The 26944-nt window shown below is 62.7% G+C and carries 22 protein-coding genes and 1 pseudogene; 10 read left to right on the forward strand and 13 right to left on the reverse strand.

Features of this window, described 5'->3' with window-relative positions:
* Positions 1-42 precede the first annotated feature (42 nt).
* Together mfd and A9K65_RS22955 are read right to left on the reverse strand one after the other, a co-directional pair.
* Complete coding sequence (mfd, locus tag A9K65_RS22950; RefSeq protein ID WP_013531906.1) at positions 43-3540, reverse strand: transcription-repair coupling factor; 3498 nt, start codon at positions 3538-3540, stop codon at positions 43-45.
* A gap of 73 nt (positions 3541-3613) precedes the next feature.
* A complete protein-coding gene (locus A9K65_RS22955) occupies positions 3614-3901 on the reverse strand; it encodes a succinate dehydrogenase assembly factor 2 (RefSeq protein ID WP_013531907.1) in 288 nt (95 codons plus the stop codon).
* A gap of 92 nt (positions 3902-3993) precedes the next feature.
* On the opposite strand from A9K65_RS22955, the gene recG reads away from it, so the two are divergent.
* Positions 3994-6102, forward strand: a complete 2109-nt coding sequence (gene recG, locus A9K65_RS22960) for an ATP-dependent DNA helicase RecG (RefSeq protein ID WP_064995807.1) — start codon at positions 3994-3996, stop codon at positions 6100-6102.
* Here recG and A9K65_RS22965 read toward each other — a convergent pair.
* The 7 genes and pseudogenes from A9K65_RS22965 to A9K65_RS22995 form a co-directional block, all read right to left on the reverse strand.
* Positions 6054-6809: a DUF502 domain-containing protein gene (locus A9K65_RS22965; protein WP_024503567.1), complete on the reverse strand. Its 756-nt coding sequence runs from the start codon at positions 6807-6809 to the stop codon at positions 6054-6056. The two genes, recG and A9K65_RS22965, sit on opposite strands and share 49 nt — an antisense overlap.
* Before the next feature lie 80 nt (positions 6810-6889).
* Positions 6890-7189 carry a HigA family addiction module antitoxin gene (locus A9K65_RS22970; RefSeq protein WP_064995806.1) on the reverse strand — a complete coding sequence of 100 codons (300 nt, stop codon included), beginning with the start codon at positions 7187-7189 and terminating at the stop codon, positions 6890-6892.
* 37 nt (positions 7190-7226) lie between these two features.
* Positions 7227-7409: pseudogene (locus A9K65_RS22975) on the reverse strand (type II toxin-antitoxin system RelE/ParE family toxin); the annotation flags it as partial.
* A gap of 13 nt (positions 7410-7422) precedes the next feature.
* Entirely contained in the window at positions 7423-9246 is a 1824-nt protein-coding gene (gene glmS / locus A9K65_RS22980) for a glutamine--fructose-6-phosphate transaminase (isomerizing) (RefSeq protein WP_013531911.1), read from the reverse strand.
* 172 nt (positions 9247-9418) lie between these two features.
* Complete coding sequence (glmU, locus tag A9K65_RS22985; protein ID WP_064995805.1) at positions 9419-10777, reverse strand: bifunctional UDP-N-acetylglucosamine diphosphorylase/glucosamine-1-phosphate N-acetyltransferase GlmU; 1359 nt, start codon at positions 10775-10777, stop codon at positions 9419-9421.
* Between the two features lie 147 nt (positions 10778-10924).
* Positions 10925-11362: a hypothetical protein gene (locus A9K65_RS22990; protein WP_013531913.1), complete on the reverse strand. Its 438-nt coding sequence runs from the start codon at positions 11360-11362 to the stop codon at positions 10925-10927.
* 82 nt (positions 11363-11444) lie between these two features.
* Positions 11445-12191 (reverse strand): cytochrome c biogenesis CcdA family protein, encoded by a 747-nt coding sequence (locus tag A9K65_RS22995; protein WP_063173667.1) that lies wholly within the window; start codon positions 12189-12191, stop codon positions 11445-11447.
* Positions 12192-12376: 185 nt separating this feature from the next.
* Here A9K65_RS22995 and A9K65_RS23000 point away from each other — a divergent pair, with 185 nt between their 5' ends.
* From A9K65_RS23000 to A9K65_RS23045, 9 genes are all read left to right on the forward strand, one after another.
* Entirely contained in the window at positions 12377-12754 is a 378-nt protein-coding gene (locus A9K65_RS23000) for a hypothetical protein (protein ID WP_064995804.1), read from the forward strand.
* A gap of 359 nt (positions 12755-13113) precedes the next feature.
* Positions 13114-15750, forward strand: coding sequence for a type I DNA topoisomerase (gene topA, locus A9K65_RS23005; protein WP_064995803.1), 2637 nt, complete (start codon positions 13114-13116; stop codon positions 15748-15750).
* A gap of 6 nt (positions 15751-15756) precedes the next feature.
* On the forward strand, positions 15757-18075 hold the full coding sequence (rnr, locus tag A9K65_RS23010) for a ribonuclease R (protein ID WP_064995802.1): 2319 nt from the start codon (positions 15757-15759) through the stop codon (positions 18073-18075).
* Between the two features lie 11 nt (positions 18076-18086).
* The gene (locus A9K65_RS23015; protein ID WP_024503574.1) at positions 18087-18521 is read left to right on the forward strand and encodes a DUF983 domain-containing protein; all 435 of its coding nucleotides are present in this window, start codon (positions 18087-18089) and stop codon (positions 18519-18521) included.
* 86 nt (positions 18522-18607) lie between these two features.
* A complete protein-coding gene (locus tag A9K65_RS23020) occupies positions 18608-19348 on the forward strand; it encodes an NUDIX domain-containing protein (RefSeq protein WP_027161472.1) in 741 nt (246 codons plus the stop codon).
* 75 nt (positions 19349-19423) lie between these two features.
* Complete coding sequence (locus A9K65_RS23025) at positions 19424-20602, forward strand: MFS transporter (protein ID WP_024503576.1); 1179 nt, start codon at positions 19424-19426, stop codon at positions 20600-20602.
* Between the two features lie 111 nt (positions 20603-20713).
* Positions 20714-21172 carry a hypothetical protein gene (locus tag A9K65_RS23030; RefSeq protein ID WP_024503577.1) on the forward strand — a complete coding sequence of 153 codons (459 nt, stop codon included), beginning with the start codon at positions 20714-20716 and terminating at the stop codon, positions 21170-21172.
* 153 nt (positions 21173-21325) lie between these two features.
* Entirely contained in the window at positions 21326-21493 is a 168-nt protein-coding gene (gene rpmG / locus A9K65_RS23035) for a 50S ribosomal protein L33 (protein ID WP_006201775.1), read from the forward strand.
* Positions 21494-22076: 583 nt separating this feature from the next.
* On the forward strand, positions 22077-22286 hold the full coding sequence (locus A9K65_RS23045) for a hypothetical protein (RefSeq protein WP_084016335.1): 210 nt from the start codon (positions 22077-22079) through the stop codon (positions 22284-22286).
* 316 nt (positions 22287-22602) lie between these two features.
* On the opposite strand, the gene ugpC is transcribed toward A9K65_RS23045, so the two are convergent.
* The 4 genes from ugpC to A9K65_RS23065 form a co-directional block, all read right to left on the reverse strand.
* On the reverse strand, positions 22603-23670 hold the full coding sequence (gene ugpC / locus A9K65_RS23050; protein WP_024503579.1) for a sn-glycerol-3-phosphate ABC transporter ATP-binding protein UgpC: 1068 nt from the start codon (positions 23668-23670) through the stop codon (positions 22603-22605).
* A 4-nt stretch (positions 23671-23674) separates the two neighbouring features.
* Positions 23675-24523, reverse strand: coding sequence for a carbohydrate ABC transporter permease (locus tag A9K65_RS23055; protein WP_013531924.1), 849 nt, complete (start codon positions 24521-24523; stop codon positions 23675-23677).
* Positions 24523-25446, reverse strand: a complete 924-nt coding sequence (locus A9K65_RS23060; RefSeq protein WP_064995801.1) for a sugar ABC transporter permease — start codon at positions 25444-25446, stop codon at positions 24523-24525. Before A9K65_RS23060 ends, A9K65_RS23055 begins: the two co-directional genes overlap by 1 nt.
* 207 nt (positions 25447-25653) lie before the next feature.
* The gene (locus A9K65_RS23065) at positions 25654-26931 is read right to left on the reverse strand and encodes a sugar ABC transporter substrate-binding protein (protein ID WP_064995883.1); all 1278 of its coding nucleotides are present in this window, start codon (positions 26929-26931) and stop codon (positions 25654-25656) included.
* Between the last annotated feature and the right edge of the window lie 13 nt (positions 26932-26944).

Below are 26944 nucleotides of genomic sequence, written 5' to 3' on the forward strand. Positions count from 1 at the left end.
TCTAGACCGGAATTTCAGCGCTGGCGAATGGTCCGAGGCTAGCTACGCCGCCTTCTCCACCAGCCGTGCCAACTGCGTCATGACGACCGCCGAGCCCGCCAGCCTCTTCTCGGCTGTCGGCCAGTCGCGCACGAAGACGACACTGTGGTCCGGCCGGATCTTGGCCAACGATCCCTGTTCGCCAATGAACTTGACCAGCCCGACCGGGTTGGAGAATTCGCGCTTGCGGAAATGGATGACGACGCCCTTCGGCCCGGCGTCGAGTTTTTCGACATTGGCCTTGCGGCAGAGCGCCTTGATGAAGACGATCTTCAACAGATGCTTCACCTCCTCCGGCAGCGGGCCGAAGCGGTCGATCAGCTCGGCGCCGAAAGCGTCGATTTCCTCGGTGTTTTCGAGATCGCCGAGACGGCGATAAAGCGCCAGCCGGAGCTGCAGGTCCGGAACATAGCTTTCCGGGATCATCACCGCCGTGCCGACGGCAATCTGCGGCGACCAGCCGCCATCCTGCACCTCGCCCGAATCCTTCACCTCGGCGACGGCTTCTTCCAGCATCTGCTGGTAGAGTTCGAAGCCGACCTCCTTGATGTGTCCGGACTGCTCCTCGCCGAGAAGATTGCCGGCGCCTCTGATATCGAGGTCGTGGCTGGCCAGTTGGAAGCCGGCGCCCAGAGTGTCGAGCGATTGCAGCACCTTGAGCCTCCGCTCGGCGGTGTCGGTCAGCTTGCGGTTGGCCGGCAGCGTGAACAGCGCGTAGGCCCGCACCTTCGAACGGCCGACGCGGCCGCGCAATTGGTAGAGCTGCGACAGGCCGAACATGTCGGCGCGATGGATAATCAGCGTGTTGGCAGTCGGGATGTCGAGGCCGGATTCGACGATGGTGGTCGACAACAGCACGTCGTACTGGCCGTCATAAAAGGCATTCATGATGTCGTCGAGTTCGCCCGGCGGCATCTGGCCATGAGCCACCGCCACCTTCAACTCCGGCACGGATTCCTTCAGGAAATCATGTATTTCCGAGAGATCGCTGATGCGCGGCACCACATAGAAGGAATGGCCACCGCGATAGCGTTCGCGCAGCAGCGTCTCGCGGATCACCAGCGGATCGAAGGGCGATATGAAGGTGCGCACCGCCATGCGATCGACCGGCGGCGTGGCGATCAGCGACAGCTCGCGCACCCCGGTCAACGCCAGTTGCAGCGTTCGCGGGATCGGCGTCGCCGACAGCGTCAGCACGTGCACGTCGGTCTTCAGGTCCTTCAGCCGTTCCTTGTGCTTGACGCCAAAATGCTGCTCTTCGTCGATGATCAGCAGACCAAGGTTCTTGAACGAGATCGCGGAACCGAGCAGCGCGTGCGTGCCGATGACGATGTCGACCTGGCCTTCGGCGATGCCTTTCTTGGTCTCGGCCAGTTCCTTGGCGCCGACCAGCCGCGACGCCTGGGCGACGCGGATCGGCAGGCCGGAAAACCGCTGCGAAAACGTCTTGAAATGCTGGCGTGACAGCAATGTCGTCGGCACCACCACCGCCACCTGAAAACCTTCCATTGCCGCGATGAAGGCGGCACGCAGCGCCACTTCGGTCTTGCCGAAACCGACATCGCCGCAAATCAGCCGGTCCATCGGCTTGCCGGCAGCAAGATCGTCGCGCACCGAATCGATGGCCGTCTGTTGGTCGTCGGTCTCTTCATAGGGAAAGCGGGCGGCGAACTCGCCATAGAGGCCTTCTGCCGGCACCAGTGGCGGCGCCGAGCGCATCTGCCGCTCGGCGGCGATGCGGATCAATTGACCGGCCATGTCGAGCAGGCGCTTCCTCAGCCGCGCTTTGCGCGACTGCCAGGCGCCGCCGCCAAGCTTGTCCAGCGTCGCCTCGGCCGTGTCAGAACCGTAGCGCGACAGGAGTTCGATGTTTTCCACCGGCAGGAACAGCCGGTCGTCGCCGGCATAGTGGATTTCCAGGCAGTCATGCGGTGCGCCGACCGCTTCGATGGTGCGCAGGCCAATGAAACGGCCAATGCCGTGGTCGGCATGGACGACAATGTCGCCGGCCGACAGCGCCGAGGCCTCGGCAATGAAATCCGAGGGACGCTTCTTGCGTTTCGAGCGCCGGATCAGCCGGTCGCCCAAAATGTCCTGTTCGGCGACGACGACCAGTTTTTCGGTCTCGAAGCCGGATTCGAGCGGCAGCACGGCCAGGGCCGCCTGCCCCGGCTCGAGCTTTTCGGCTTCCGCCAGCGTCACGACCTGCTTGAGGTTGCCGAGATGGTGTTCGGCGAGGATCTGGCCAAGCCGGTCGAGCGAGCCTTCGGTCCAGCCGGCGATGACGACGCGGCGGCGCGCCGCGCGCTCATCGGCGATGTGTTTGACGACGACATCGAACACGTTGGCGTTCGGATCGGCGCGCTCCTCGACGAAGCTGCGGCCGTGGCGCGAACCGGCGTGATAGACCTTCTTGGCGCCAATGTCGGGCGCGTCGAATGGCGTAAAGTCGATCGCTTCGCGCGGCCCGAGCGAGGTGATCAGGTTTTCCGGGGAGAGATAGAGCAGGTCCGGCGCGACTGGCTTATAGGGCACCGCATCCTTCAGCGCGCCATCGGCCTGCTTCCTGCGCGCCTCGTAGTGATCGAGGATCAGCGTGTGGCGCTCGGCCAGCGCCTCATGCGCCAGATGGTCGAAGATGACGGGCGTGTCAGGCAGATAGTCGAACACCGTCTCCAGCCGTTCGTAAAAGAACGGCAGCCAGTGCTCCATGCCAGCGAAGCGACGCCCTTCGCTGACCGCCGCATAGAGCCCGTCGTCGCGCTGCGGTGCGCCGAAGGCTTCGATATAGGAGCGGCGGAAGCGGCTGATGGTTTCCGGCGTCAGCGCCACTTCGCTCATCGCTTGCAGCGCCATCGACTTGCGTTGACCGGTGGTGCGCTGCGTGGCGGCGTCGAACACACGGATCGATTCCAGCGTGTCGCCGAAGAAATCGAGCCTGAGCGCCTCGGTCCAGCCGGGGGCGAACAGGTCGAGAATGCCGCCGCGCACCGCGAACTCGCCGATGCCGCGCACTGTCGGCACACGCTCGAAACCGGACGTTTCCAGCCGCGAGACCAGTGCGTTCATGTCGATCTGGTTGCCGGGCCTGGCATGAAAAGTCTGCGCCTCGACCAACTCGGACGGCGGAATGCGCTGCAGCAGCGCATTGGCGGTGGTGAGGATGACGGCGCGGTGCGGCTTCTTCGCCAGAGCGATCATGGCGGTCAGCGCATCGAGGCGCTTGGCGGCCGCATCGGAGCCGGGCGAGACGCGGTCGTAGGGCAAGCAATCCCAGGCCGGCAGTTCCAGCACCGGCAGGCCGGGGGCCGCGAAGGACAATGCCTCGATGATCGCCGGCAGGCGCTGACCGTCGCGCGCGACGAACAGAACCGGCTTGTCGGGCGCGATCTCGAGCGCCGCCTGCACCAGCGCAAAGGCTTCGTAGCCGTCGGCGACGCCATCGACGATGAACTGACCGGCGCGGCCTTTCGGCAGACCGATGGTGGGAATGAGGCTCATGAAATCACGGTCTTGTTTTATCGCAATTCCGAACGGAAAACCGCTTCGTTACTTTTCCTGGAATTGCTTGTGTTCAGAATGTCAGAGAGCGGCGGAAAGCCAGGATCTTTCGCAGGACGGCACAATCGATATCGGCCGGAACCGGGCGTTCGCCGGTGACCATGGGCAGGAATTCGGTATCGGGAATGTCGAGGAGCCTCTCATATTGGTCGATTTCCTCGTTGGTCAAGACGCCGATCTCAGCGTCGGCGAAAGTGCCGAGGATCAGGTCCATCTCGCGCATGCCGCGATGCCAGGAGCGAAACAGAAGCTTGCGGCGGCGCACGTCCAGCCCCTCGCTTGATCTCGTCGTTCCGGTCATCGTACCGCATCCTTGCTTGCTGCGGCGCATATAGCGTGGATAGAAGGGGCTGTCAGCCTTGCGCTGCCGCCGTCGCAACATAAGCTGACATCATGCGCCCGACCATCCTCGATCCCTTGTTTGTCCCGATTACGTCGCTTGCAGGCGTCGGACCGAAAGTCGGCGCGCTGATCGAGAAGGTTGTTCCGGCCGATCTCGGCGACCGCGCGGCGCGTGCCGGCGATCTTCTGTTCGTGCTGCCGCACACCGTCATCGACCGGCGCAGTCGGCCTGGTATCGCGGGATCCGCGGAAGGCCAGATCGTCACGCTCGATGTGCGCATCGACCGCCACCAGCCGCCACCGCGAGGCAACAGGTCGGTGCCCTACCGGGTCTTCGCCCATGACGATACCGGAGAGATCGCGCTGACCTTCTTCCATGCTCACGCCTCCTATCTCGAAAAGACGATGCCCGAGGGCGAGCATGTCGTGGTCTCGGGCCGCATGGAATGGTTCAACGGCCGCCCGAGCATGGTCCACCCCGACCATATTGCGCTGGCCAGCGAGGCGGAAAACCTGCCGCTGGTCGAACCGGTCTATCCCCTGACAGCCGGGCTCTCGGGCAAGGTGCTGCGCCGGGCGATCGGCCAGGCGCTGACGCGCGTGCCTGAATTTCCCGAATGGCAGGACGGCGCCTTCATGCGGCGGCACACCTTTGCGGCCTTTGGCGATGCGCTTGCCCGCATCCACAATCCGGCCGACCCGATTGACGTCTCCATCGATGGTGCCGCCTGGCGGCGGCTCGCCTATGACGAGTTGCTGGCGGGCCAGGTCTCGCTGGCGCTGGTGCGAGCGAAAGTCCGCAGGCTGTCCGGGCGACCCCTGGTCGGCGACGGCCGCATCGTCGAAAAACTGCGGGCCGCACTGTCCTATTCGCTGACATCAAGCCAGGAGTTTGCGCTGGCCGAAATCAATGCCGACCTCGCCGACCCAGAGCGCATGCTGCGGCTTCTGCAGGGCGATGTCGGTTCCGGCAAGACTGTCGTCGCGCTGCTGGCCATGGCGCGTGCCGTCGAGGCCGGCGGCCAGGCAGCCTTGATGGCACCGACCGAAATCCTGGCGCGCCAGCATCTTGCGACCATCACGCCGCTTGCCGCCAAGGTAGGGCTTCGCATCGCCATCCTCACCGGTCGCGAGAAGGGCCGCGAACGCGCGGATACGCTGGTCGGCCTGGCAACCGGCGAGATCGACATCGTCGTCGGCACCCACGCGCTGTTCCAGGAGACCGTCACCTTCAAAGACCTCGTCTTCGCCGTCATCGACGAGCAGCATCGTTTCGGCGTCCATCAGCGGCTTGCCATCACCGCCAAGGGCGACGCGCCAGACATGTTGGTGATGACGGCCACTCCTATCCCGCGCACCCTGGTGCTGACCGCTTTCGGTGACATGGACGTGTCGAAACTGACGGAAAAACCGGCCGGCCGCCAGCCGATCCGTACCGTTACGCTGCCGCTCGAGCGGCTCGACGAACTGGTCGCCCGCATGGTGGACGCCGTCGCCGGCGGCCAGAAGATCTACTGGATCTGTCCGCTGGTCGAGGAATCCGAAGAGATCAAACTGATGTCGGCCGAAGACCGCTTCGCCTCGCTGAAACCATTGTTCGGCGATCGCATCGGTCTCGTTCACGGCCGCATGAAGGGTGCCGAGAAGGACGAGGCGATGCGCGCCTTCAAGCAGGGCGAGACACGCATCCTGATCGCCACCACCGTCATCGAGGTCGGCGTCGATGTGCCGGACGCCACCGTCATGGTCATCGAGCATGCAGAGCGCTTCGGCCTGGCCCAGTTGCACCAGCTGCGCGGCCGGGTCGGACGCGGTGACAAGCCCTCCTCATGCGTGCTGCTCTACAAGGACCCGCTCGGCGAGACCGCAAAACGCCGGCTGTCGGTGATGCGCGAGACCGAGGATGGGTTCCTGATCGCCGAGGAGGACCTGAAGCTGCGCGGCGAAGGCGAATTGCTGGGCACCCGCCAGTCGGGCACGCCGGGCTTCCAGGTGGCTCGCATCGAGGCGCATGCCGACCTTCTGGAGGCCGCCCGCGACGATGCCAGGCTGATCCTGTCACGCGATCCGGAGCTGCAATCGCAGCGTGGTGAGGCGTTGCGCCTGCTGCTTTACTTGTTCGGTCGCGACGAAGCCGTGCGGCTTCTGCGCGCCGGCTGAGCCAGGGCGGCAACCGAAGGGTTGGCGAGCATCCCTTCGATCGGCTCGCCATTCACGACAACCATTTGCTTTACTTCGGGCGCCACCAGACCGGCGGAGACGATCAGCTTGGCGCCATCCTCGATCGTCATGTCGAGCGGCACGATGTCCGACTTCGGCACATACATCAGGAAGCCCGTGGTCGGGTTTGGCGTGCACGGCATGAATACGGCGATCAGCGGATCGCCTTCCTGGTCGAGCTTCTGGTTGATCTCGGTTTCCTTTTCACTGGCGACGAACACCAGCGACCACACGCCCTTGCGCGGATATTCGACCAGCCCGACCTGGCGGAACATGTCGCCCTTGTTCGACAGCACGGTCTCGAAAATCTGTTTCAGCGAGCCGTAGATGCCGCGCACCAGCGGCATGCGGCCAAGCAGGCGCTCGCCGAAATTGACGATGGCGCGGCCGACGATGTTTGCCGTCAGGAAACCGATCAGCGTGATCAGGATAAGCGCCACGATCAGTCCGAACCCCGGCACCGGAAACGACAGGTAGGTGTCAGGGCTGTAGCGGGCCGGAATATAAGGCTTCACCCAGGAATCGACCCAGCCGATGAACGACCAGGCAATGTAGGCGGTGATCGCCAAGGGCGCGCAGACGATGAAGCCCGTGAGGAAATAGTTCCTCAGCCGGGTCATGCCGGAGGTCTTGGGAGCGTCGGACATGGTTCACCGGAGCGCGGGTTGCAGCGCAACATTAGTGAACCGGACGAAGCTTTGGAACTGCGAAGTTTTTAAAGAGCCGATTATGCCGCTACTTCCAACGGCTCAATCTTCTCGAGCTCCGGCGCCAGCTTTCTGGCTTCGGTTTCAAGCTCATAGGCCGGTTGAAAATTCATCCAGAATTCGGGCGTGGTGTTGAAAAATCTGGCGAGGCGAAGAGCGGTATCGGGAGTCAGGCCGATCTCTTCCTTGGCAATGCGTTCGATACGGGTGCGCGGAAGGTTGAGCTTTTTCGCCAGCGCGCCTACACTCATGCCGAGCGGGACGAGATATTCTTCACGCAGGAATTCTCCAGGATGAACTGGACGTGCGAACTTGAGCATAGTTCAGGGTCCTCAAGGGTTCAGGGCAAGTGCCTGCTCAATGGTAATCGACGATCTCCACGTCTTCAGCGCCAGCAGCGGTCCATTTGAAGCAGATGCGCCACTGGTCGTTGATGCGAATTGAATGCTGTCCGGCTCGGCTCCCGTTCAGGGCTTCAAGATGATTTCCGGGCGGCGATCGAAGGTCATTCAGTTGGGCAGCATTGGCAATTGCGCGCAAGATTTGACGATACCTATTCCACCGTCACCGATTTCGCCAGATTGCGTGGCTGGTCGACGTCGGTGCCCATGAACACGGCGGTGAAATAGGCCAGCATCTGTATCGGCAGCGCATAGATGATCGGCGAGATGATTTCGGGCACATCCGGCAGCACGATTGTTTCCATCGTCTTCACGCTCACCTGCGCCGCGCCCTTGCTGTCGGTGATCAGGATGATCTTGCCGCCGCGCGCCGCCACTTCCTGCATGTTGGAAACGGTTTTCTCGAAGATCCGGTCATGCGGCGCGATGACGATGACCGGCATGTTCTCGTCGATCAGCGCGATCGGCCCATGCTTCAGTTCGCCGGCTGCATAGCCTTCGGCGTGGATGTAGGAGATTTCCTTGAGTTTCAACGCGCCTTCCATGGCCAGCGGGAAGTTGGTGTCGCGGCCGAGATAGAGCACGTCCTTGTAGCGCGAGAGTTCGCGCGCGATCCGCTCGATCTGCTCTTCAAGCTTGAGCACCTGGTTGGCGTAGCGCGGCGCTTCCGAAAGCGCGCGCACCAGGGTTTTCTCCTGTTCCTTCGAAATCATACCGCGCGCCACGCCAGCGCGCACCGCAAGCGCGGCCAGCACGGAAAGCTGGCAGGTGAAGGCCTTGGTCGAGGCGACGCCGATCTCGGGTCCGGCAAGCGTCGGCAGCACGACGTCGGATTCGCGCGCCATGGTCGATTCGCGCACATTGACGATCGCGCCGATCTTCATGCCGGCTTTGCGGCAATAACGCAGCGAGGCCAGCGTGTCGGCGGTCTCGCCCGATTGCGAGATGAAAAACGCCGCATCGTTCTTCGACAGCGGCATTTCGCGGTAACGGAATTCGGAGGCGACATCGATGTCGACGGGCAGGCGCGCGTAGCGTTCGAACCAGTACTTGCCGATCAGGCCGGCCAGATACGCCGTGCCGCAGGCCGAGATCGCCAGCCGACCAATTTTGGCGAAGTCGAACGGCAGGTCGAGCGGCTTCGACACTCCGGAGACGAAATCCACGTAATGCGCCAGCGTGTGCGAGATCACCTCGGGCTGCTCATGGATTTCCTTTTCCATGAAATGGCGTCGGTTGCCCTTGTCGACCATGAAGCTGGTCGACAGCGACTGCTGGCGTTTGCGGTCGACCTTTGTGCCGTCAATGTCGAAGATGGTGACACCGCCACGGCGCACCACCGCCCAGTCGCCATCTTCCAGATAGGTGATCGAATTGGTGAACGGGGCGAGCGCGATGGCGTCGGAGCCCAGGAACATCTCGCCATCGCCATGGCCGACGGCCAAAGGCGGACCGTTGCGGGCGCCGACGATCAAATCCTCGTCGCCTTTGAACATGATCGCCAGCGCAAAGGCGCCTTCCAGCCGCTTCAGCGCCTGGTGCGCGGCTTCGACCGGATTCAGCCCCTTGGCGAGTTCGCGGGCCACCAGATGCGCCACGACCTCGGTGTCGGTCTGCGACGAAAAAGAATAGCCGTCGCGGACCAGTTCGTCGCGCAGTTCGGCGAAATTCTCGATGATGCCGTTGTGGACGATGGCGACGCCGTCGGAAAAATGCGGATGCGCATTGGTCTCGTTGGGCACGCCATGCGTCGCCCAGCGCGTGTGGCCGATGCCGATCGTGCCATCGAGCGGCTCGTCCTTGAGCCGGCGCTCCAGGTTGATCAACTTGCCTTCGGCGCGGCGGCGGGCGAGTTCGCCACGCTCGATGGTCGCGACGCCGGCCGAATCATAGCCACGGTACTCCAACCGCTTCAGCGCATCGACGATGAGCGGCGCAACCTGCGAGTGGCCGACGATTCCAACGATACCGCACATGCAGAAAGCCCCCGATTCCCCGGAAAACCAGCGCTATTTAGGGATGGCCAGCCTGCCGTGGAAAGTCACATTGCATTTCGTCCCGTATAACGGAACGCTCATTCTGTCGATGCACCATGACAGGCCGCTCTTGCAATCCGGTTACTGCAATCGTTCGGTTTGCGGGCTGGTCTTACTTTTTCTTCGCCGCCGCCGCCGAAGCAAAGCGCTCGCGCAACTCCTTGCCCTTGCCTGGAATGGTCTTCTGGCGGGCGCGGCCGAAGGCCAGCGCGTCGTCGGGCACGCTTTCGGTGATCACGCTGCCTGAGGCGATGTAGCCGCCCTTGCCGATGGTGACAGGCGCCACCAGCGACGAATTGGAGCCGACAAAAGCGCCCTCGCCGATGTCGGTGAAGAATTTCGAATAGCCGTCATAATTGCAGGTAATGGTGCCGGCGCCGATATTGGCCCCAGCACCGACACGGGCGTCACCGATATAGGTCAAATGGTTGACCTTGGCGCCCTCTTCGATAACCGCCTGCTTGACCTCGCAGAAATTGCCGACCTTGGCCTTGTTCCTGAGATCGGCGCCCGGCCGCAGCCGCGCGTACGGCCCGACATCGCAATTGGACGCAATGGTGGCGCCCTCGATATGGCTGAAGGCATGGACCTTGGCGCCCGTGGCAATCTTCACGCCCGGACCGAACCAGACATGGGGCTCGACGATCGTGTCAGTGCCGATCTCGGTGTCGTGCGAGAAATACACGGTCTCCGGCGCGATCAGCGTCACGCCCGACAGCATCGCCTCATGCCGCCGGCGCGCCTGCCAGATGGCTTCGGCTTGCGCCAGTTCGGCGCGGTTGTTGATGCCGAGCGCGCTTTCGAAACTGGCTTCGGTGGCCACGACATCGAGGCCTCGCGCACTGGCGATCTCGACAATATCGGTGAGATAATACTCGCCCTTGGCATTCTTGTTGCCGACCTGATCGAGCAGCGCCAGCGCATGGGCGCCGGCCACCGCCATCATGCCGGCATTGCAGAAGGTTATTTTCCTCTCCTCCTCGGAGCAGTCCTTCTCCTCGCGGATGGCGGTCAGCTTGCCGTCCTTTTCGATCAACCGGCCATAACCAGTCGGACTGGGCGGACGGAAGCCGATCACGACGACGGCAGCGCCTTCAGCCAGTTTCAGCCGCGCCACGGTCAGCGCATCTGCATCGATCAGCGGCGTGTCCCCGAACATGACCAGGATATCGTCATAACCCTTTGATATTGCATCGCGCGCGGCAAGCACGGCGTGCGCGGTGCCAAGGCGCTTTTCCTGCACGAAAGTCTCGGCCTTGGGCGCGAACTTTGCCGCGGCCTTGCGCATCTCGTCGGCGCCATGGCCGATCACCAGCGCCTGGCTGCCGGCACCCGCCTCTTCCGCTGCCTTCACCACATGGGCGACCATCGGCAGCCCGGCAATCTGGTGCAGCACCTTCGGCAGCACGCTCTTCATGCGCGTGCCTTCGCCGGCGGCGAGGATGACGGACAGGCAGGATCTCTGGCTCATGGAAGGGCAACCATATGAAAGGGTTGGGAATCAAGACAGGATAGCAGTGGGCCCATGCTTCACCAATGCGGTTAAATTCCGGTGAGATGGCGGAGCAGCTGACTCTTAATCAGCGGGTCTTAGGACAGAATTCGGCAGTCAGCACCCCTACAACAGGCCGTGTTTCCTGAATTCCGCCTGCTCGTCACCCGATATCCAGCCAAACACCTTCAGCTTGCCATCGCGCTTTTCGACGAGATAGTTGATCGCAAAGTCGATGGTCACGAGACTCCCATCCTTGCGTTCATAGTCACCGGACCAGTTTACCTCAGCCACGCAATGGTCCTGATCGATTGGCATCACCGAGACATCGACGCAGGTCATTCTCTTGCTGCCGAGGGCACGATAGGCCTCAAAACCCTTTGTCATAATGGCCTTCAACTGCTCGCCATTCTCGCCAACCATGACCGCCGCCGGCGTCACCGAGACAAAACCCGCCGAATACATGTCCGCGACGTCGTTGAGATCGACGGTGTCGGCGATCGCGTCATTGTAGATTTTCTCATAGGCCTTGAAGAATTTTCGCACATCCGCCTTGGCTACCATTCTCGCCTCCCGGCTCGAAAAAGTGTTGGTCAACGGCACTGCAAATGCGAGCTGGTGTGCATCGTTCCCGTGCGGGGGGAGACTACCCCAGCCGCCCCAGCACTGGAAAATTCTCCAGCAGCCAATACGACACGGTCTGCACGCCACCAGTCAGAAAAAACACACCGGCGATCACCAGCAGCGCGCCGATGGCCTTTTCGACGCGGCCGAGATGGACGCGGAATTTGCCGAGGAAGCGCATGAAGGCGCCGGAAAACAGCGCGGCGATCAGGAACGGGATGCCCAGCCCGAGCGAATAGGCGGCGAGCAGCAGCGCGCCCTCGCCCACCGTCTCGCGGCCGCCGGCCAGCGTCAGGATCGGTCCCAGCACCGGGCCGATGCAGGGCGTCCAGCCGAAGGCGAAAGCCAGCCCCATGACATAGGCCGCGATTGCACTTGCCGGCTTCCCTTGCGACTGGAAGCGTGCCTCGCGTGACAGCAGCGGAATGCGCAGGACGCCGAGGAAATTCAGGCCCATCAGGATGATCAGCACGCCTGCGCCCATGGCCAGCGGCTCCTGCCAGACGCGCAGCAGCCGGCCGATGGTCGAGGCGCCGGCGCCGAGCGCGACAAAGACGGTCGAGAAGCCGAGCACGAAGGCGATCGAAGAATAGATCAGCGCGCCGCGTGCGCCTTCACGCGCTGTCGCACCCGCATTGCCACGGAAATCGTCGACCGAGACGCCGGCCATATAACAGAGATAAGGCGGCACCAGCGGCAGCACGCAAGGCGACAGGAACGAAATCGCCCCAGCCCCGACCGCGCTGACATAGCCGATGTCCAATGCCATTTCCAAGAACTCCTATGTCGTGACGCCGATATAGCGACGCGCAGCCTTGTCCACCAATCACCATTGTGTTGGCAAGATCATCCATTGCCCGACGCACTTGCCAGGAAGAAACGACAGCCCGCAGGCGTTGATGCTGTGAGGCCGCGATTTCCCGCGCGTCTCCAGATATCAGTCAGGAGATTTCCATGAAAACCATAACCGCAGGACTGGCAGCGCTTCTGCTCAGCACCGCCGCATCCTTCGCTGCCGACGCGTGGAAGGAAGCCGAGGTCAATGGCGCCAAGATCTACACCGACGCCAATGGCATGACGCTTTACACCTATGACAAGGACGAGAGGGGCAAGAGCAACTGCTACGACAAATGCGCCACCAACTGGCCGCCGCTGAAAGCCGAAGCCGGCGCCAAGGCGGATGACGAGTGGAGCGTCGTCGACCGCACCGACGGCACCAAGATGTGGGCCTATGACGGCAAGCCGGTCTACACCTTCATAAAGGACAAGAAGCCCGGCGATGTGACCGGCGACGGCGTCGGCGAAGTCTGGCATATCGTCAAGGCCGACTAAGCACGCCAGTCCCGCTGCTGGCGGGACAAGGGCTGGTCGCCGGGCATCTCCATGCCATCCGGCGGCCGGCATCGAACAGCCCGTTATAATGTCGCCCGTCCTGGTTTGGGCAGCATTTCAACGACTCGGCGGAAAAATGAATCGGGTCGTTTCCGCTGACTCAGACCCACCATCTGCCTTTCCCAAATTCTGTGATTTTCTCCATACACTCTAAGAGTGTATTGCTGCGGACCGGCCCGCAATTTGGGCGCTTCCCCTTGACCGGATGCAAAAGCGCGGCCATGTGAGCGACAAATAGAACGAGATTTCGTCGCGCGCAGCGGAATTCTTCTGCCGCACCACAGCTGATATGAGACCTCATGGACGTCGTCGTCGTCGAATCGCCGGCCAAGGCGAAGACAATCAACAAATACCTCGGCAAGAACTACAAGGTTCTGGCCTCGTTCGGCCATATCAGGGACTTGCCGGCCAAGGATGGCTCGGTGCGTCCGGATGAGGATTTCGCCATGTCCTGGGCGGTCGACACCGCCTCCGGCAAGCGCCTCGCCGACATCGCCAAGGCGGTCAAGGACGCCGACGGCCTGATCCTCGCCACCGATCCGGATCGCGAAGGCGAAGCGATTTCCTGGCATGTGCTGGAAGTTCTGAAGCAGAAGCGCGCGCTGAAGGACAAGCCGGTCAGCCGCGTCGTCTTCAACGCCATCACCAAATCGTCGGTGCTGGAAGCGATGGCCAATCCGCGCCAGATCGATGCGCCGCTGGTCGATGCCTATCTCGCCCGCCGGGCGCTGGATTATCTCGTCGGCTTCACGCTGTCGCCGGTGCTGTGGCGCAAACTGCCGGGCGCCCGTTCGGCCGGACGCGTCCAGTCGGTTGCGCTGCGTCTCGTCTGCGACCGCGAATCCGAGATCGAGCGCTTCATTCGCGAGGAATACTGGCAGATCGCTGCACTGCTGGGCACGCCGCGCAACGAGAATTTCGAAGCGCGGCTGACCGCCTTCGATCGCAAGAAGCTGCAAAAGCTCGACATTTCAAACAAGGCGCAGGCCGACGACATCAAGTCGATGCTCGAAGGCGCGACCTTCAAGGCGGTGTCGGTGGAAGCCAAGCCGACCAAGCGCAATCCCGGCCCGCCCTTCACCACCTCGACGCTGCAGCAGGCCGCCTCGTCGGGTCTCGGCTTCTCGGCCAGCCGCACCATGCAGGTGGCGCAACGCCTCTATGAAGGCATGGAGATCGGCGGCGAGACCACCGGTCTGATCACCTATATGCGAACCGACGGCGTACAGATGGCACCCGAGGCGATCGACGCCGCACGCGATGCCATTGCCAAGGAATTCGGTCCAAAATACCTGCCGGAAAAGCCGCGCCAATATACGGCCAAAGCCAAGAACGCCCAGGAAGCGCACGAAGCGATCCGCCCGACGGATTTCATGCGCACCCCGGCATCGGTCAGGCAATATCTCGATTCCGACCAGATGCGGCTCTATGAGCTGATCTGGAAGCGCGCCATCGCCAGCCAGATGCAGCCGGCCGAAATCGAGCGCACCACCGCAGAGATCGAGGCGGTCAATGGATCGCGCACCGCGGAGCTGCGTGCCGTCGGTTCGGTCGTTCGGTTCGACGGTTTCATCGCCGCATACACCGACCAGAAGGACGACGATGCGGAAGACGAGGAAAATCGTCGCCTGCCCGAGATCCGTGCCGGCGAGCAGCTTGCCCGCCAGGCGATCAACGCCACCCAGCACACCACCGAGCCGCCGCCGCGTTACTCCGAAGCGTCGCTGATCAAGAAGCTGGAAGAGCTCGGCATCGGCCGGCCTTCTACCTATACGGCGATCCTGAAGACGCTCGAGGACCGCGACTATGTCACCATCGACAAGCGCCGGCTGGTGCCGCAGGCCAAGGGCCGGCTGCTGTCGGCTTTCCTCGAAAGCTTCTTCAAGCGCTATGTCGAGTACGACTTCACCGCGTCCCTCGAGGAAAAGCTCGACGAGATTTCGGACGGCAAGCTCGCCTGGAAGGACGTGCTGCGCGATTTCTGGAAGGATTTTTCCGGCGCCGTCGCCGACATCAAGGAACTGCGCGTCACCGACGTGCTGGATGCGCTCAATGAAGAGCTGGCGCCGCTGGTGTTCCCCGCGCGCGAAGACGGTTCGAATCCACGCATCTGCCCGAAATGCGGCACCGGCAATCTGTCGCTGAAGCTCGGCAAGTTCGGCGCCTTTGTCGGCTGCTCCAACTATCCCGAATGCTCCTTCACCCGCCAGCTCGGCGATGCCGCCAACCCCAATGGCGAGAATGGCGGCGGCGAAGACGGCACCAAGGTCATCGGCAAGGACCCCTATACGTCAGAGGAAATCACGCTGCGCAGCGGCCGCTTCGGCCCCTATCTGCAACGCGGCGACGGCAAGGAAGCCAAGCGCTCCAGCCTGCCCAAGGGCTGGACGGCAGAGTCGATCGACCACGAAAAGGCGCTGGCGCTGCTGTCGCTGCCGCGCGATGTCGGCCAGCATCCGGAAACGGCCAAGATGATCTCGGCCGGGCTCGGCCGTTACGGTCCGTTCGTGCTGCATGACGGCACCTATGCCAATCTCGAAAGCATCGAGGACGTGTTCTCGATCGGCCTCAACCGCGCCGTGTCGGTGATCGCCGAGAAGCAGCTGAAGGGCAAGGGTGGCCGCAATGGCGGCACGGCCGCTGCGCTCAAGGAGCTCGGCGACCACCCCGATGGCGGCGGCAAGATCGTCGTGCGCGACGGCAAATACGGGCCTTACGTGAATTTCGGCAAGGTCAATGCTACGCTGCCCAAGGGCAAGGATCCCCAGTCGGTGACGATGGAGGATGCGCTGGCGCTGATTGCCGAGAAGGAAGCCAAGGGCGGCGGCGGCAAAAAGCCGTTCCGCAAGGCGGCCGCGGCCAAAGCTCCGGCAACCAAGAAAGTAGCCGCCAAGAAGCCGGCTGCTAAGAAGCCGGCCGCGAAGAAAAAAGGGTAGGACAGCGTGGCGCGCAAGATCACCGGCAGAACCCACGGCGATCCGCGCACCGCCGACACCAGGGCCAAGGTCAAGGACGACTATCGGCCGTCGCGTGACGAAATCCTGCGCTACATTGCCGAAAATCCTGATCGCGCCGGCAAGCGCGACATCGCCAAGGCGTTCGCGCTGCGCGGCGACGACCGCATCTGGCTGAAGGATATTTTGCGCGACCTGCAGGACGAAGGCGTCCTCACCAAGGAGCGCAAGGGGCTGGCCCGCGTCGGTGCCCTGCCCCATGTCACGGTCCTCGATATTTTCGACCGCGATGCCGATGGCGTGCTCTTGGCGCGCCCAACCGAACACACAGCCAATGGGCCGCCGCCGATCGTTTCCATCCGCCTGTCGCGCAGTGGCAGTGGACCGGCGCCCGGCATTGGCGACCGCGTGCTGGCCAAGACCTTTCCGGCCGACGACACGAACGTCGCCCTGGGCGGCCCCGCCTACACCGGGCGGGTGGTGAAGATTTTCGAAAAACGTACCGATGCCGTGCTCGGTATCTTTCGCATCCTGCAGGACGGCACCTTCCGCATCGAACCGGTGGAACGGCGCCAGCCCGAACTGATCGTCGACAAGGAATTCCAGAACGGCGCCAAGAATGGCGACCTGGTCGAGGTCGAGCCGGCGCGAGCCTCCCGTTTCGGCTTGCCGAGAGCCAAGGTGCTCAACGTGCTGGGCTCTCTGACCAGCGAAAAGGCGGTCTCTATGATCGCCATCCATGCGCACGACATTCCGCATATCTTCCCGGCCGACGTCATCGCAGAATCCGAAGCCGTCAAACCGGCGACGCTTGACCATCGCGAGGATTGGCGCGACCTGCCGCTGGTCACCATCGATCCGGCCGACGCCAAGGACCATGACGACGCCGTCTTCGCCACGCCGGATCTCGACGAGAAGAACCCCGGCGGCGTGGTTGCCACCGTGGCGATCGCCGACGTCGCCGCCTATGTGCGCTATGGCACTGCACTCGACCGCGAAGCGCTGAAGCGCGGCAACTCGGTCTATTTCCCGGATCGTGTCGTGCCGATGCTGCCCGAGCGCATCTCCAACGATCTCTGCTCGCTGCGCGAGGGCCAGGACCGGCCGGCATTGGCGGTGCGCATGATCTTTTCGGCCGAGGGCCGCAAGCTCAGGCACACCTTCCATCGCGTCATGATGAAGTCGGCGGCAAAGCTCGCCTACCAACAGGCTCAGGCGGCGATCGACGGCGCGCCGGACGACAAGACAGGCCCGATCCTCGAAACCGTGCTGAAGCCACTGTGGGACGCCTATGCGATCCTGAAGCGCGGCCGCGATGGCCGCCAGCCGCTCGAACTCGATCTGCCGGAGCGCAAGATCGTACTCAAGCCGGACGGCACCGTCGACCGCGTCATCGTGCCGGAGCGGCTCGATGCCCACAAGCTCATCGAAGAATTCATGATCCAGGCCAATGTCGCCGCGGCCGAGACGCTGGAGGCGAAGAAGCAGGAGCTGGTCTATCGCGTCCACGACGCGCCGTCGCTCGCCAAGCAGGAATCGCTGCGCGAGTTCCTGCAGACATTGGGCCTGTCACTGGCGCGCGGCGCGCAGATGCAGCCAAGCCAGTTCAACGGCATTTTGGAGCGCGTGCGCGGCGCCGACAATGAAGGCCTCGTCAACGAAGTGGTGCTGCGCTCGCAGAGCCAGGCCGAATACTCGCCAAAGAACATCGGCCATTTCGGTCTCAACCTCCGCCGCTACGCCCATTTCACCTCGCCGATCCGCCGCTATGCCGATTTGATCGTGCATCGCGGACTTATTGCCGCACTCGGACTGGGTCCGGGTGGGCTGACGCAGGACGAAGCGGCACGGCTCGAAGATGTCGCGGTGCTGATCTCCGGCACGGAACGCCGCGCAATGGCGGCCGAGCGGGACACGGTCGACCGTCTGATCGCCGCCTATCTCGCCGAACGCGTCGATGACCGCTTCGATGCCCGCATCTCCGGCGTCACCAAATCAGGACTATTTGTCCAATTGCCGCAGTACGGCGCGGATGGTTTCATCCCGGTGTCAACTCTGGGCGGCGATTACTATATATACGATGAAACGGCTCGCTCCCTGTTCGGAGAACGCTCTGGCAAAGGCTACCAACTCGCGGACCGCGTCGAGGTCCGGCTTATCGAGGTGGCGCCGATGGCCGGCGCAATGCGCTTTGAGATGTTGACCGACCCAAAGCCTCTGCCGGGCTCCAAGCGGTCGTTTCACAAGGCCAAGGGCCGCGCCCGCGCGTCGCAATCGCGACCGGGTTCGCGCGGCAGGAGACGATGATGACAACAGCCATGGAAGAACAGGTTTTCGGCGGAGAACATCACTCGGGCCGGGCCGCACGCCCGCTGTGGACGGCGATGAAGCGCGGCCTGCTCGGCCGCTGCCCGCATTGCGGCGAAGGCAAGCTGTTTCGCGCTTTTACCAAGACCGTCGACACATGCGGCGTCTGCGGCGAGGAATTGCATCACCACCGGGCCGACGACCTGCCGGCCTACCTCGTCATCGTCATTGTCGGCCACATCGTGCTGGGCGCTTTCATGGGCGTGGAGGCGACGTCGACTTTGTCCATATGGCAGCACATCGCCATCTGGGTGCCGCTGACCATCCTTTTGTCGGTTGCGCTGCTGCAGCCGGTCAAGGGTGCCGTCATCGGACTGCAATGGGCCTTCTATATGCACGGCTTCGGCGGCGAGCACGACGTGATCGAGCCGCATCCCGGAGCCTAGGCCGCAGCCAAGAATGCTGCCTGGCGCAACATACCGACCGTGAAAGGCCACTTTCGCTTGCCAGAAGTTTCCGCTAGGTCCTGCGCATGGACGGTATGACCAAGGCGGAAGTCGACAGGATCGAGCGGAGCATGATCGCTCATAGCGACCGGCCAATTCGCCCGCGCGACGCGGCAACTCTCATCCTGCTCGACCGCAAGGACGACGACGTACTGGTTCTGATGGGTCGCCGCCATGCCGGCCACGCCTTCATGCCGGGCAAGTTCGTCTTTCCCGGCGGCCGCACCGATCCGGCCGATAGCCGCATACCGGTCGTCGCCGCCCTGCACCCGGAGCAGGAAGCCAAGCTGATCGCCGGGCCGGGGCGCACAAGCGCCGCACGAGCCCGCGCCATCGCCCTGTCGGCCATCCGAGAGACCTATGAGGAAGCCGGGCTGCTGATCGGCCGCAAGGGTGCTTTCGCAACCCCCAGATCCGACTGGCAAGGCTTTGCCGAACACGGCGTGCAACCCTCTCTCGACATGCTGCGCTTCGTCGCGCGCGCCATCACGCCACCCAACCGGGTGCGCCGCTTCGACACCCGCTTCTTCAGCGCCTGGCGTGACGACGTCGCGGTCGAACTGCCCGGTGGCGGTCCGACCAACGAACTGGAAGAGCTGGTCTGGCTGCCGCTTGCCAAGGCCAGGGAAGCCGACATACCCGACATCACCCGAATGATCCTGGACGAGTTGGAAAAGCGCCTCGCCCATGATCCACTGTTGCGTCCAGGCGGTCCCGTGCCCTTCTACCGGCTTGTCCGCAGCCGCTTCATCCGCGAACTTCTCTAGAGCAATTCCAGGAAAGTGTGACGCGGTTTTCCGTCCGAATTGCGTAAGATCAAACAGACAGAGTATTCAGCATCCATGACGGTCGATACCCAACCAAAGGGCGACGAGCGCGTACACTGGCTGCCGATGGTGGCGGCGATCTCGTCGATCAGCGTCGTCGGCATCGCCATCGGCCTCGGCATGCCGCTGCTCAGCGTCATCCTCGAAACACGCGGCCACTCGGCTTCGATGATCGGCCTCAACACCGCCGTCGCCGGCCTCGCCTCGATCGCCGGTGCGCCGCTGGCGACCCCGCTCGCCATGCGCTTCGGCGTTGCCTGGACCATGATCGCCATGATCGCCGCCGGCGCGCTGGCCTTTGTCGGCTTCCATTTCGCACCCGATTTCTGGATGTGGTTTCCACTGCGCATCGTGCTGCACATTGCGCTGACGGTGCTGTTCATCCTGTCTGAATTCTGGATCAGCACCTCGGCGCCGCCGCACCGGCGCGGCCTTGTCCTTGGCATTTACGCCACTGTCCTGTCGCTCGGCTTTGCCGCCGGACCGTGGCTGTTCGCTCATCTCGGCAGTTCCGGCTTCAGGCCGTTCGGCGTCATCATCGCGTTGGTGACGCTGGCGGCCATACCCGTGCTGGCAGCACGCAACGAGAGCCCGTCGATCGCCTCGGATGGCGAAACCAGCAATTTCCTGCGCTACATCTGGCTGGTGCCGTCGGCGACCGCTGCCGTGCTGGTGTTCGGCGCGGTGGAAACCGGCGGCTTTGCGCTGTTCCCGATCTACGGCAGCCGAATCGGCTATTCCGAGGCCGATGCGGCCCTTCTGCTGACCATGATCGGCCTCGGCAATGTGTTGTTGCAGATCCCGATCGGCATGATCAGCGACCGCGTCAGCGATCGCCGCTACCTGCTGATTGCCTGCGCGACGGTCGGTCTTATCGGCACCGTGTTCATGCCCTTCTTCGCCCAGAATTGGCATTTGATGGCCGCGCTTCTGTTCGTCTGGGGCGGCGTCGTCGCTGCCATGTACACGATCGGCCTTGCCCATCTCGGCTCGCAGCTTTCCGGCCATGAACTGGCGTCGGCCAATGCCGCCTTCGTGCTGTGCTACGGCGTCGGCATGGTGCTCGGCCCGCAGGCGATCGGCATCGGCATGGATGCGTTCGGTCCGTCCGGCTTCGGCTGGTCGCTCGGCCTGTTCTTCGCCGCCTATATCGCTTTGGTCGCCGTCAGGTTGGTTCGCAAGATCCTGCTGTAGCGCGACTGCGGCCTGCCATGCATTTGGCACGGCACGGTGACAGGCTGCTGACAGAACCGTGTCAGGAGCACAGGGCTAAAAAGGTGTCCCAAAACACTTGAGGACACTTCCATGATCGACAGCGGCTTTGAAACCACATCGCTACGAATGACACTGCTTCTGCTCGTGACCTTCCAGGCTCCGGCCGCTGACGTCGACCGCATCATGGATGCCGTGGTGGCGATCGCGCCGCTGGCCATGGGCAAATATGACCGCAATGCCTATCAGTCGGCGCACGGCATCGAACGCTACAGGCCGCTTGACGGTGCGGCCGCCGGCGCCGAAACCGAATTGCGGCGGCGCCCCGGCACGGTCGAGGTTTCCTTCGAACTGCCGGACGACCAGGCGCTGGCCGCCCGCGTCGTCGAGGCGATTTTCCAGGCGCACTCCTACCAGGAACCGGTGATCCGCATTCAGCCGATTCTCGCCAGCCGTTCCAAGGGGCTGGACGACCGCGCCAATCCGAATCGCTGGTGGAACACGACCGGAGACTGGAAGAAGGTTGCGGCATCGGCGACGGAAACCGCATGATTTCCGCTCCCGAGCCGGCTCTGGTGGGTCGCACAAGGCCTACCGGGCTTGACTTTCCGGGCGCGTTCTTTATGTGTCGCGCCAAGTTTCCCGCGTCCGGGTGTTTCCCCGTGCTCCAGCGGCCAAAACCCCACGAACAAACGGACTGATATCATGGCCAAAGCCGCAAACATCAAGATCAAGCTTCTGTCGACCGCCGACACCGGTTTCTTCTACGTGACCAGCAAGAACAGCCGCACCAAGACCGACAAGCTGTCGTTCCGCAAGTACGACCCGGTCGCCAAGAAGCACGTCGAGTTCAAGGAAACCAAGATCAAGTAATCCGGGTTTCCCGCCGCAATGCCGAAACGCCGCCCAATGGGCGGCGTTTTTCGTTTGTAACAGTTGATTTCGTTGCATCCGAGCAGAGACTTCAGCCAAAGGATTGACCCTTAGCCATGGTTGCGGCACCCTTGGCCGTGGGTTGGGTGTCACGAATAAGGCGCCTATGGATGTCGAAGAAGTTGAAAGCTGCAATCATTGCAGCCCTTGTCGCTCTGGCTGCTGGCTTCGCCGTCAGCAACGGGCTGATAAGCCAGCAGACGGCTGATGAGATCAAGGCCAGGACTGACCAGGTTCTGACTGAGGAAGAGGCCCCACCGCCTGCACCTCAGCCTGACAGCCCCGCCACGCCTTCCACGGAACCCGCACCGCAGGCTCCGACACCTCCCGCCGCGGCACCCCCGCAAGGATCACAACAGGGTCAATGAAGAAGCCTCGCCAGGATGGGCTCCTCTCGTGCGATCGCGCCATCTGAGTGTATCGTTTTAATACAATCGCCAATTGGTAGACTTGCACCACGGATAGGTAGTTAGTTTCAGCGTCAGGCAAAAAGGGGGGAAATGCCTCGCACTGGGAGAAAACGATGTCCGTACAAAAAGGCGACTTTCGAACCAACAGAGCCGACTACGTGATTGCCGCGATGCATGGCGGAGTGACCGCCGAAGACAGCGTTCGAGACGAGAACCTGGCAAGGAGAAAGAAGTCCCTGTGGCTGAAGGAGCGGCGATCGGCCAAATCGGCTGAAAACCCGTTGGACAGCTCGCCGCTGTCCAAAAGAACCCCTCGCGGTTAGCGGTCTACAATCGCCTTCCGCGATCACACCATATCCGCACACAACCCACTCGCCCATATTGCAGGTGCCACCGTCGGTGTTGACTAACTCCGACGGTGGCCTAGTTCGCGGCGAAATGACCTCCGTTCTTTTGAGAAGACGGCGGGACTAAGGTCTTGCGCCCTAGACGCAAAGGTCCGAGCGATCCTGTTAGGTTCCGGAAATGTCTCTTGGACGTTCCGCTATTTTATCCAATTGAAATGTAGCGTTACCGTGTATGTCCCGCTCGATAGCGGCGCCTGATCCGGCTGCCCGCATCCGACCCGGCTGCGTCCCCTCAGCCGATGCGCTCGCCGCTTTTCGCATCGAACAGATGCAGCTGGTCCGGTTCGGCCGCCAACCGCACCACGTCGCCGGACTTGACGCCGGCACGGCCCATGGCAAAGACGCACAGCTGCTGGCTGGCTAGCTTGACGTAGAACTGCGTCGAAAGGCCGAGCGGCTCGACCACACCCACCTCGCCCTTCAACGCACCCTCGTCCGCCAGCTTGATATGCTCGGGCCGCAAACCGACGGTGATGGCGTCACCGTGGGTCAGTGGCAAGCCTTCCGGCAGCCGCAGCGCCTGGCCGTCGGCCAGTACGGCCTCCAACGTAGCGCCCTTGCGAACCGTCGCCGGCAGAAAATTCATGCCAGGCGAACCGATGAAACCTGCAACGAACATGTTGGCCGGCCGGTCGTAGAGATCGAGCGGCGCGCCGACCTGCTGGATCAGCCCGTCATGCATGACGACGATCCGGTCGGCCATGGTCATCGCCTCGATCTGGTCGTGCGTGACATAGACCGATGTCGTCTTCAGTTGCTGGTGCAGCGCCTTGATCTCGGCGCGCATATGGACGCGCAGCTTGGCGTCGAGGTTCGACAGCGGCTCGTCGAACAGGAAGACCTTGGGGTCGCGCACGATCGCCCGGCCCATGGCGACGCGCTGGCGCTGGCCGCCGGACAATTGCCGCGGCAGGCGCTGCAGGAAGGTGTCGAGCCCGAGCCGCTTGGCGGCGCCGTCCACCCTGGCGTCGATCGTCGCCTTCTCCGCCTTCTTCAGGAGCAGGCTGAAGCCCATGTTCTTCGACACGTCCATATGCGGATAAAGCGCGTAGGACTGGAACACCATGGCGATGTCGCGGTCCTTGGGTGCTACGTCATTGACCAGCCGCTCGCCAATGCGGATCTCGCCGCCGGAAGCCTCCTCCAGCCCGGCGATCATGCGCAAAAGCGTGGACTTGCCGCAGCCCGACGGCCCAACCAGGACGACGAACTCGCCATCGGCGATTTCAAGGTCGACCGCGTGCAGGACGCGGACGGCGCCATAGTCCTTGCGGACCTTCTCGAGCGTAACAGAGGCCATCGATCTATCCTTTGACGGCGCCGGCGGTCAGGCCGGTGACGAGATAGCGTTGCAGGAAGGCGAAGAAGATGCAGACCGGGATCAGCGCCAGGATGGATGCCGCCATCATCTGTCCCCAATCGACGGCGAACTTGCCGATGAAGGTGAGCAAGCCGACGGCGAAGGTCTTCTGGTCGTCGCTGGAAATCAGCATTAGCGCGAACAGAAGCTCGCTCCAGGCGGCGGTGAAGACGAAACCGAGCGTGGCGCCCATACCGGGCAGCGTCAGCGGTACAATCACCTTGCGCATCGCCTGCGCACGCGTGCAGCCGTCGATCATCGCCGCTTCCTCCAGATCCTTGGGGATGCCGTCGAAAAAGGACTGCATGAGGAAGGTGGCAAAAGCCGTGTTGAAGGCGGTGTAGATGATGATCAGCCCGGTCAGGCTGTTGATCAGTCCGATCTGACCCATCACGCGGTAGATCGGCGGAATGACCATCACCAGCGGAAAGGTCTGGGTCAAAAGCAACATCAGCGCCAGTGCTGCCTTGCCGCGAAAGGTGAAGCGCGACATGGCATAACCGGCAAGCGTGGCGATGATTGTCACCAGTGCCGCCGTCGATACCGAGACGATGACGCTGTTGAGGAAATAGCGCGGGAAATCGGTGGCCTCGAGCACGGTGACGAAGTTCTGCAGCGTCATGTGCGACGGCCAGAAGGTGATGCCTTCGGAATAAAGCAGCCGCTCCGGCGTGACCGAGATCTTCAGCGTCCAGTAGATCGGGAACAAGGCAAAGAGCACGTAAGCCGCGATTGCCGCGTAGAGGCCGATGCCGCCGAAGAAGCGCTGCGAGGCTGTGCGTCCTGCGATCATCAGACGTGCCTCACCAGGGTGCGGCGGATACCGATCAGCGCAATCGCATAGGCAATGAGCAGGACCAATAGCAGCACGGCCACCGCCGAGGCATAGCCTTTGTCCAGCGATTTGAAGGCGCTGACATAGATGTAGACCGGCACCGTGTTGGTCGAGCCGGCCGGTCCGCCTTCGGTCATGACGAAGATCAGGTCGGCGAAGGTGGCGATCCAGATGGTGCGCAACATCACGGTGATGGCGATGGTCGGCGCCAGAAACGGCAGCGTCACCTTGGTGAAGCGCTGCCAGGGCGAAGCGCCGTCGATCGCCGCCGCCTCATGCAGTTCCGACGGGATCGACTTCAGCGCCGCCAAGAGCGTGATGGCAAAGAAAGGAATGCCGAACCAGATATTGGCGACGATCGGCCCCCACATGGCGGTTGACGGATCGGACAGCACATTGGTCGGCCCGGCCTTCAGCCCCAATGCAAACAGCCAGTGCGGCAGCGGGCCGATGATCGGATTGAACAGCCAGGCCCAGGTCAGGCCCGACAGGAAGGACGGCACCGCCCAGGGCAGGAACACCAGGGCTTGTACAGCCTTGCGGCCGCGAAACGGCTTGTCGAGCAGAAGCGCCAGGCCAAGGCCGAGGAAGAACTGGAAAAAAAGGCTGGCGACCGTCCACCACAACGTGTTGACCAGCGCCTGGCCCAGCACCTGATCCGACAGCATCGCCTGATACTGGCCGAGCCCGACATATTCGGACTTGAAGGCGGAGAACTTGCGGAAGGAGTAGCTGATGCCGATGACCAGCGGCACCAGAAGCACCACGACCAGCAGGATGATCGCCGGGCTGAGATAGAGCCATGGCTCGATAGCGGCATGGGATAGCCGCTTGCGACGCGGCTTGCCGACGGATCGTATTTCGGACACGGCGTAGGTCATTGGCTCGGGGGCGCTCCTGGAACGGCGTCGGGGACAGCGTCCTTCTCCCCGTTTCACGGGGAGAAGATGCCGGTCCACCCTCCGCAGCTGCTGCGGAAGACGGGCAGGCAGATGAGGGGCAGCGCGAACCTATCGAGGCATAGCGCCGCCCCTCATCCGTCACTTCGTGACACCTTCTCCCCTTGAACGGCGACAAGGGAAGAAAAACTACTTCTTGTTCTTCGCCAGCCAGTCCTGCTGTTCCTTGGTCAGGAAGGCAGCCCACTGGTCGGCGACGTCCTTGGCCGTCTTCTGGCCAAGCAGCACTTCCTGAAAATTCTTGATCGCCACCTGGTCGACGAAATTGCCGAGGTTCTCCAGATGCGTCGGCGGGGTGACCATTTCATATTTGGAGCTGTCGCTGAGCTCCGTGAACCAGCCCTTGAACTGCTCGGTCTTGAAATGGGGATCTTGGTCGGCACCGTTGTGGATCGGGACGACGCCGACTTCCTTGGCCCATTCCAGATTGTCCTTCGGCGACAAAAGGGTCGCCATCAGCTTCCAGGCGTCGTCCTTGTGCTGCGAGTTGGCGAACATGGCCCAACCGGCATAGCCGAGTGTCGGATAGGATTTGCCGCTCGGCCCGACCGGCAATGGCGCTACCGCGAAATCGTCGGCGCTCATCTTGTCGGCGATGCCGAGCAGCGCGTCCGGATCCTGGTTGAGCATGGCGCAGGTGCCGGAATAGAAGCCGGTGACCGTTTCGTTGAAACCCCAGCTCACCGCATCCTTCGGCGCCAGGCCGTCCTTGTACATATCGGCCAGCATCTGCAGGCCCTTGACCGAGCCCTCCTCGTTGATCGTCGAAGTGCCGTCCTCGTTGAAGTAACCGCCCTTGCCCTGAGCGATGTTCATGAACATGTGCATGCCGTTGAAGGCACCCGGCCCGCCGCGCAGGCAGTAGCCGTACTTGCCCGGAATGGCGGAGATTTTCTTGGAGTCGGCGACGAACTCGTCGAGCGTGGCCGGCGGGCCGTCCAGACCTGCCTCCTTGAACAGTTTCTTGTTCCAGAACAGCGCGTTCACATAGTAGCCGTAGGGGATCATGAACTGGGTGTTGTTGACGGTCGAGCCGAACTGTTTGGCGCGGTCGCCAAGCGTCTTGGCGTCGTCCCATTTGGCCATATACGGGCCGAGATCCTCGAGCTGGGCATTGTTGGCATAGAGGCCCATCCAGCGCTCCGGCATCTCGACCACGTCGGGCGTATCGCCGGCCTGCACCATGGTCAGGAATTTCTCGAACGCCTGCCCCCAGGGCAGCGAGATCAGCTCGACCTTGATGCCTGGATTGGCCGTTTCGAACTCGGCGATCTGCTTCTTCAGGAATTCGGTGCGTGGCGGGCTGGTGATGACTTCGACCATTTTCAGGGTCGAATCGGCCACAGCATTTCCGGCGGAAATCGCCAGTCCCGCAACGGTGGCAAGCATGACGGTCAGTTTTTTCATGTTCAAGACTCCC

It is taken from the genome of Mesorhizobium sp. WSM1497, assembly GCF_001672455.2.
Lineage (GTDB): Bacteria > Pseudomonadota > Alphaproteobacteria > Rhizobiales > Rhizobiaceae > Mesorhizobium > Mesorhizobium ciceri.

Coding starts and splice junctions, on each gene's coding strand:
- mfd (WP_013531906.1), bottom strand. CDS start 3,540: ATGAGCCTCATTCCCACCATCGGTCTGCCGAAAGGCCGCGCCGGTCAG.
- A9K65_RS22955 (WP_013531907.1), bottom strand. CDS start 3,901: ATGACCGGAACGACGAGATCAAGCGAGGGGCTGGACGTGCGCCGCCGC.
- recG (WP_064995807.1), top strand. CDS start 3,994: ATGCGCCCGACCATCCTCGATCCCTTGTTTGTCCCGATTACGTCGCTT.
- A9K65_RS22965 (WP_024503567.1), bottom strand. CDS start 6,809: ATGTCCGACGCTCCCAAGACCTCCGGCATGACCCGGCTGAGGAACTAT.
- A9K65_RS22970 (WP_064995806.1), bottom strand. CDS start 7,189: ATGCTCAAGTTCGCACGTCCAGTTCATCCTGGAGAATTCCTGCGTGAA.
- glmS (WP_013531911.1), bottom strand. CDS start 9,246: ATGTGCGGTATCGTTGGAATCGTCGGCCACTCGCAGGTTGCGCCGCTC.
- glmU (WP_064995805.1), bottom strand. CDS start 10,777: ATGAGCCAGAGATCCTGCCTGTCCGTCATCCTCGCCGCCGGCGAAGGC.
- A9K65_RS22990 (WP_013531913.1), bottom strand. CDS start 11,362: ATGGTAGCCAAGGCGGATGTGCGAAAATTCTTCAAGGCCTATGAGAAA.
- A9K65_RS22995 (WP_063173667.1), bottom strand. CDS start 12,191: ATGGCATTGGACATCGGCTATGTCAGCGCGGTCGGGGCTGGGGCGATT.
- A9K65_RS23000 (WP_064995804.1), top strand. CDS start 12,377: ATGAAAACCATAACCGCAGGACTGGCAGCGCTTCTGCTCAGCACCGCC.
- topA (WP_064995803.1), top strand. CDS start 13,114: ATGGACGTCGTCGTCGTCGAATCGCCGGCCAAGGCGAAGACAATCAAC.
- A9K65_RS23015 (WP_024503574.1), top strand. CDS start 18,087: ATGGAAGAACAGGTTTTCGGCGGAGAACATCACTCGGGCCGGGCCGCA.
- A9K65_RS23020 (WP_027161472.1), top strand. CDS start 18,608: ATGGACGGTATGACCAAGGCGGAAGTCGACAGGATCGAGCGGAGCATG.
- A9K65_RS23025 (WP_024503576.1), top strand. CDS start 19,424: ATGACGGTCGATACCCAACCAAAGGGCGACGAGCGCGTACACTGGCTG.
- A9K65_RS23030 (WP_024503577.1), top strand. CDS start 20,714: ATGATCGACAGCGGCTTTGAAACCACATCGCTACGAATGACACTGCTT.
- rpmG (WP_006201775.1), top strand. CDS start 21,326: ATGGCCAAAGCCGCAAACATCAAGATCAAGCTTCTGTCGACCGCCGAC.
- A9K65_RS23045 (WP_084016335.1), top strand. CDS start 22,077: ATGTCCGTACAAAAAGGCGACTTTCGAACCAACAGAGCCGACTACGTG.
- ugpC (WP_024503579.1), bottom strand. CDS start 23,670: ATGGCCTCTGTTACGCTCGAGAAGGTCCGCAAGGACTATGGCGCCGTC.
- A9K65_RS23055 (WP_013531924.1), bottom strand. CDS start 24,523: ATGATCGCAGGACGCACAGCCTCGCAGCGCTTCTTCGGCGGCATCGGC.
- A9K65_RS23060 (WP_064995801.1), bottom strand. CDS start 25,446: ATGACCTACGCCGTGTCCGAAATACGATCCGTCGGCAAGCCGCGTCGC.
- A9K65_RS23065 (WP_064995883.1), bottom strand. CDS start 26,931: ATGAAAAAACTGACCGTCATGCTTGCCACCGTTGCGGGACTGGCGATT.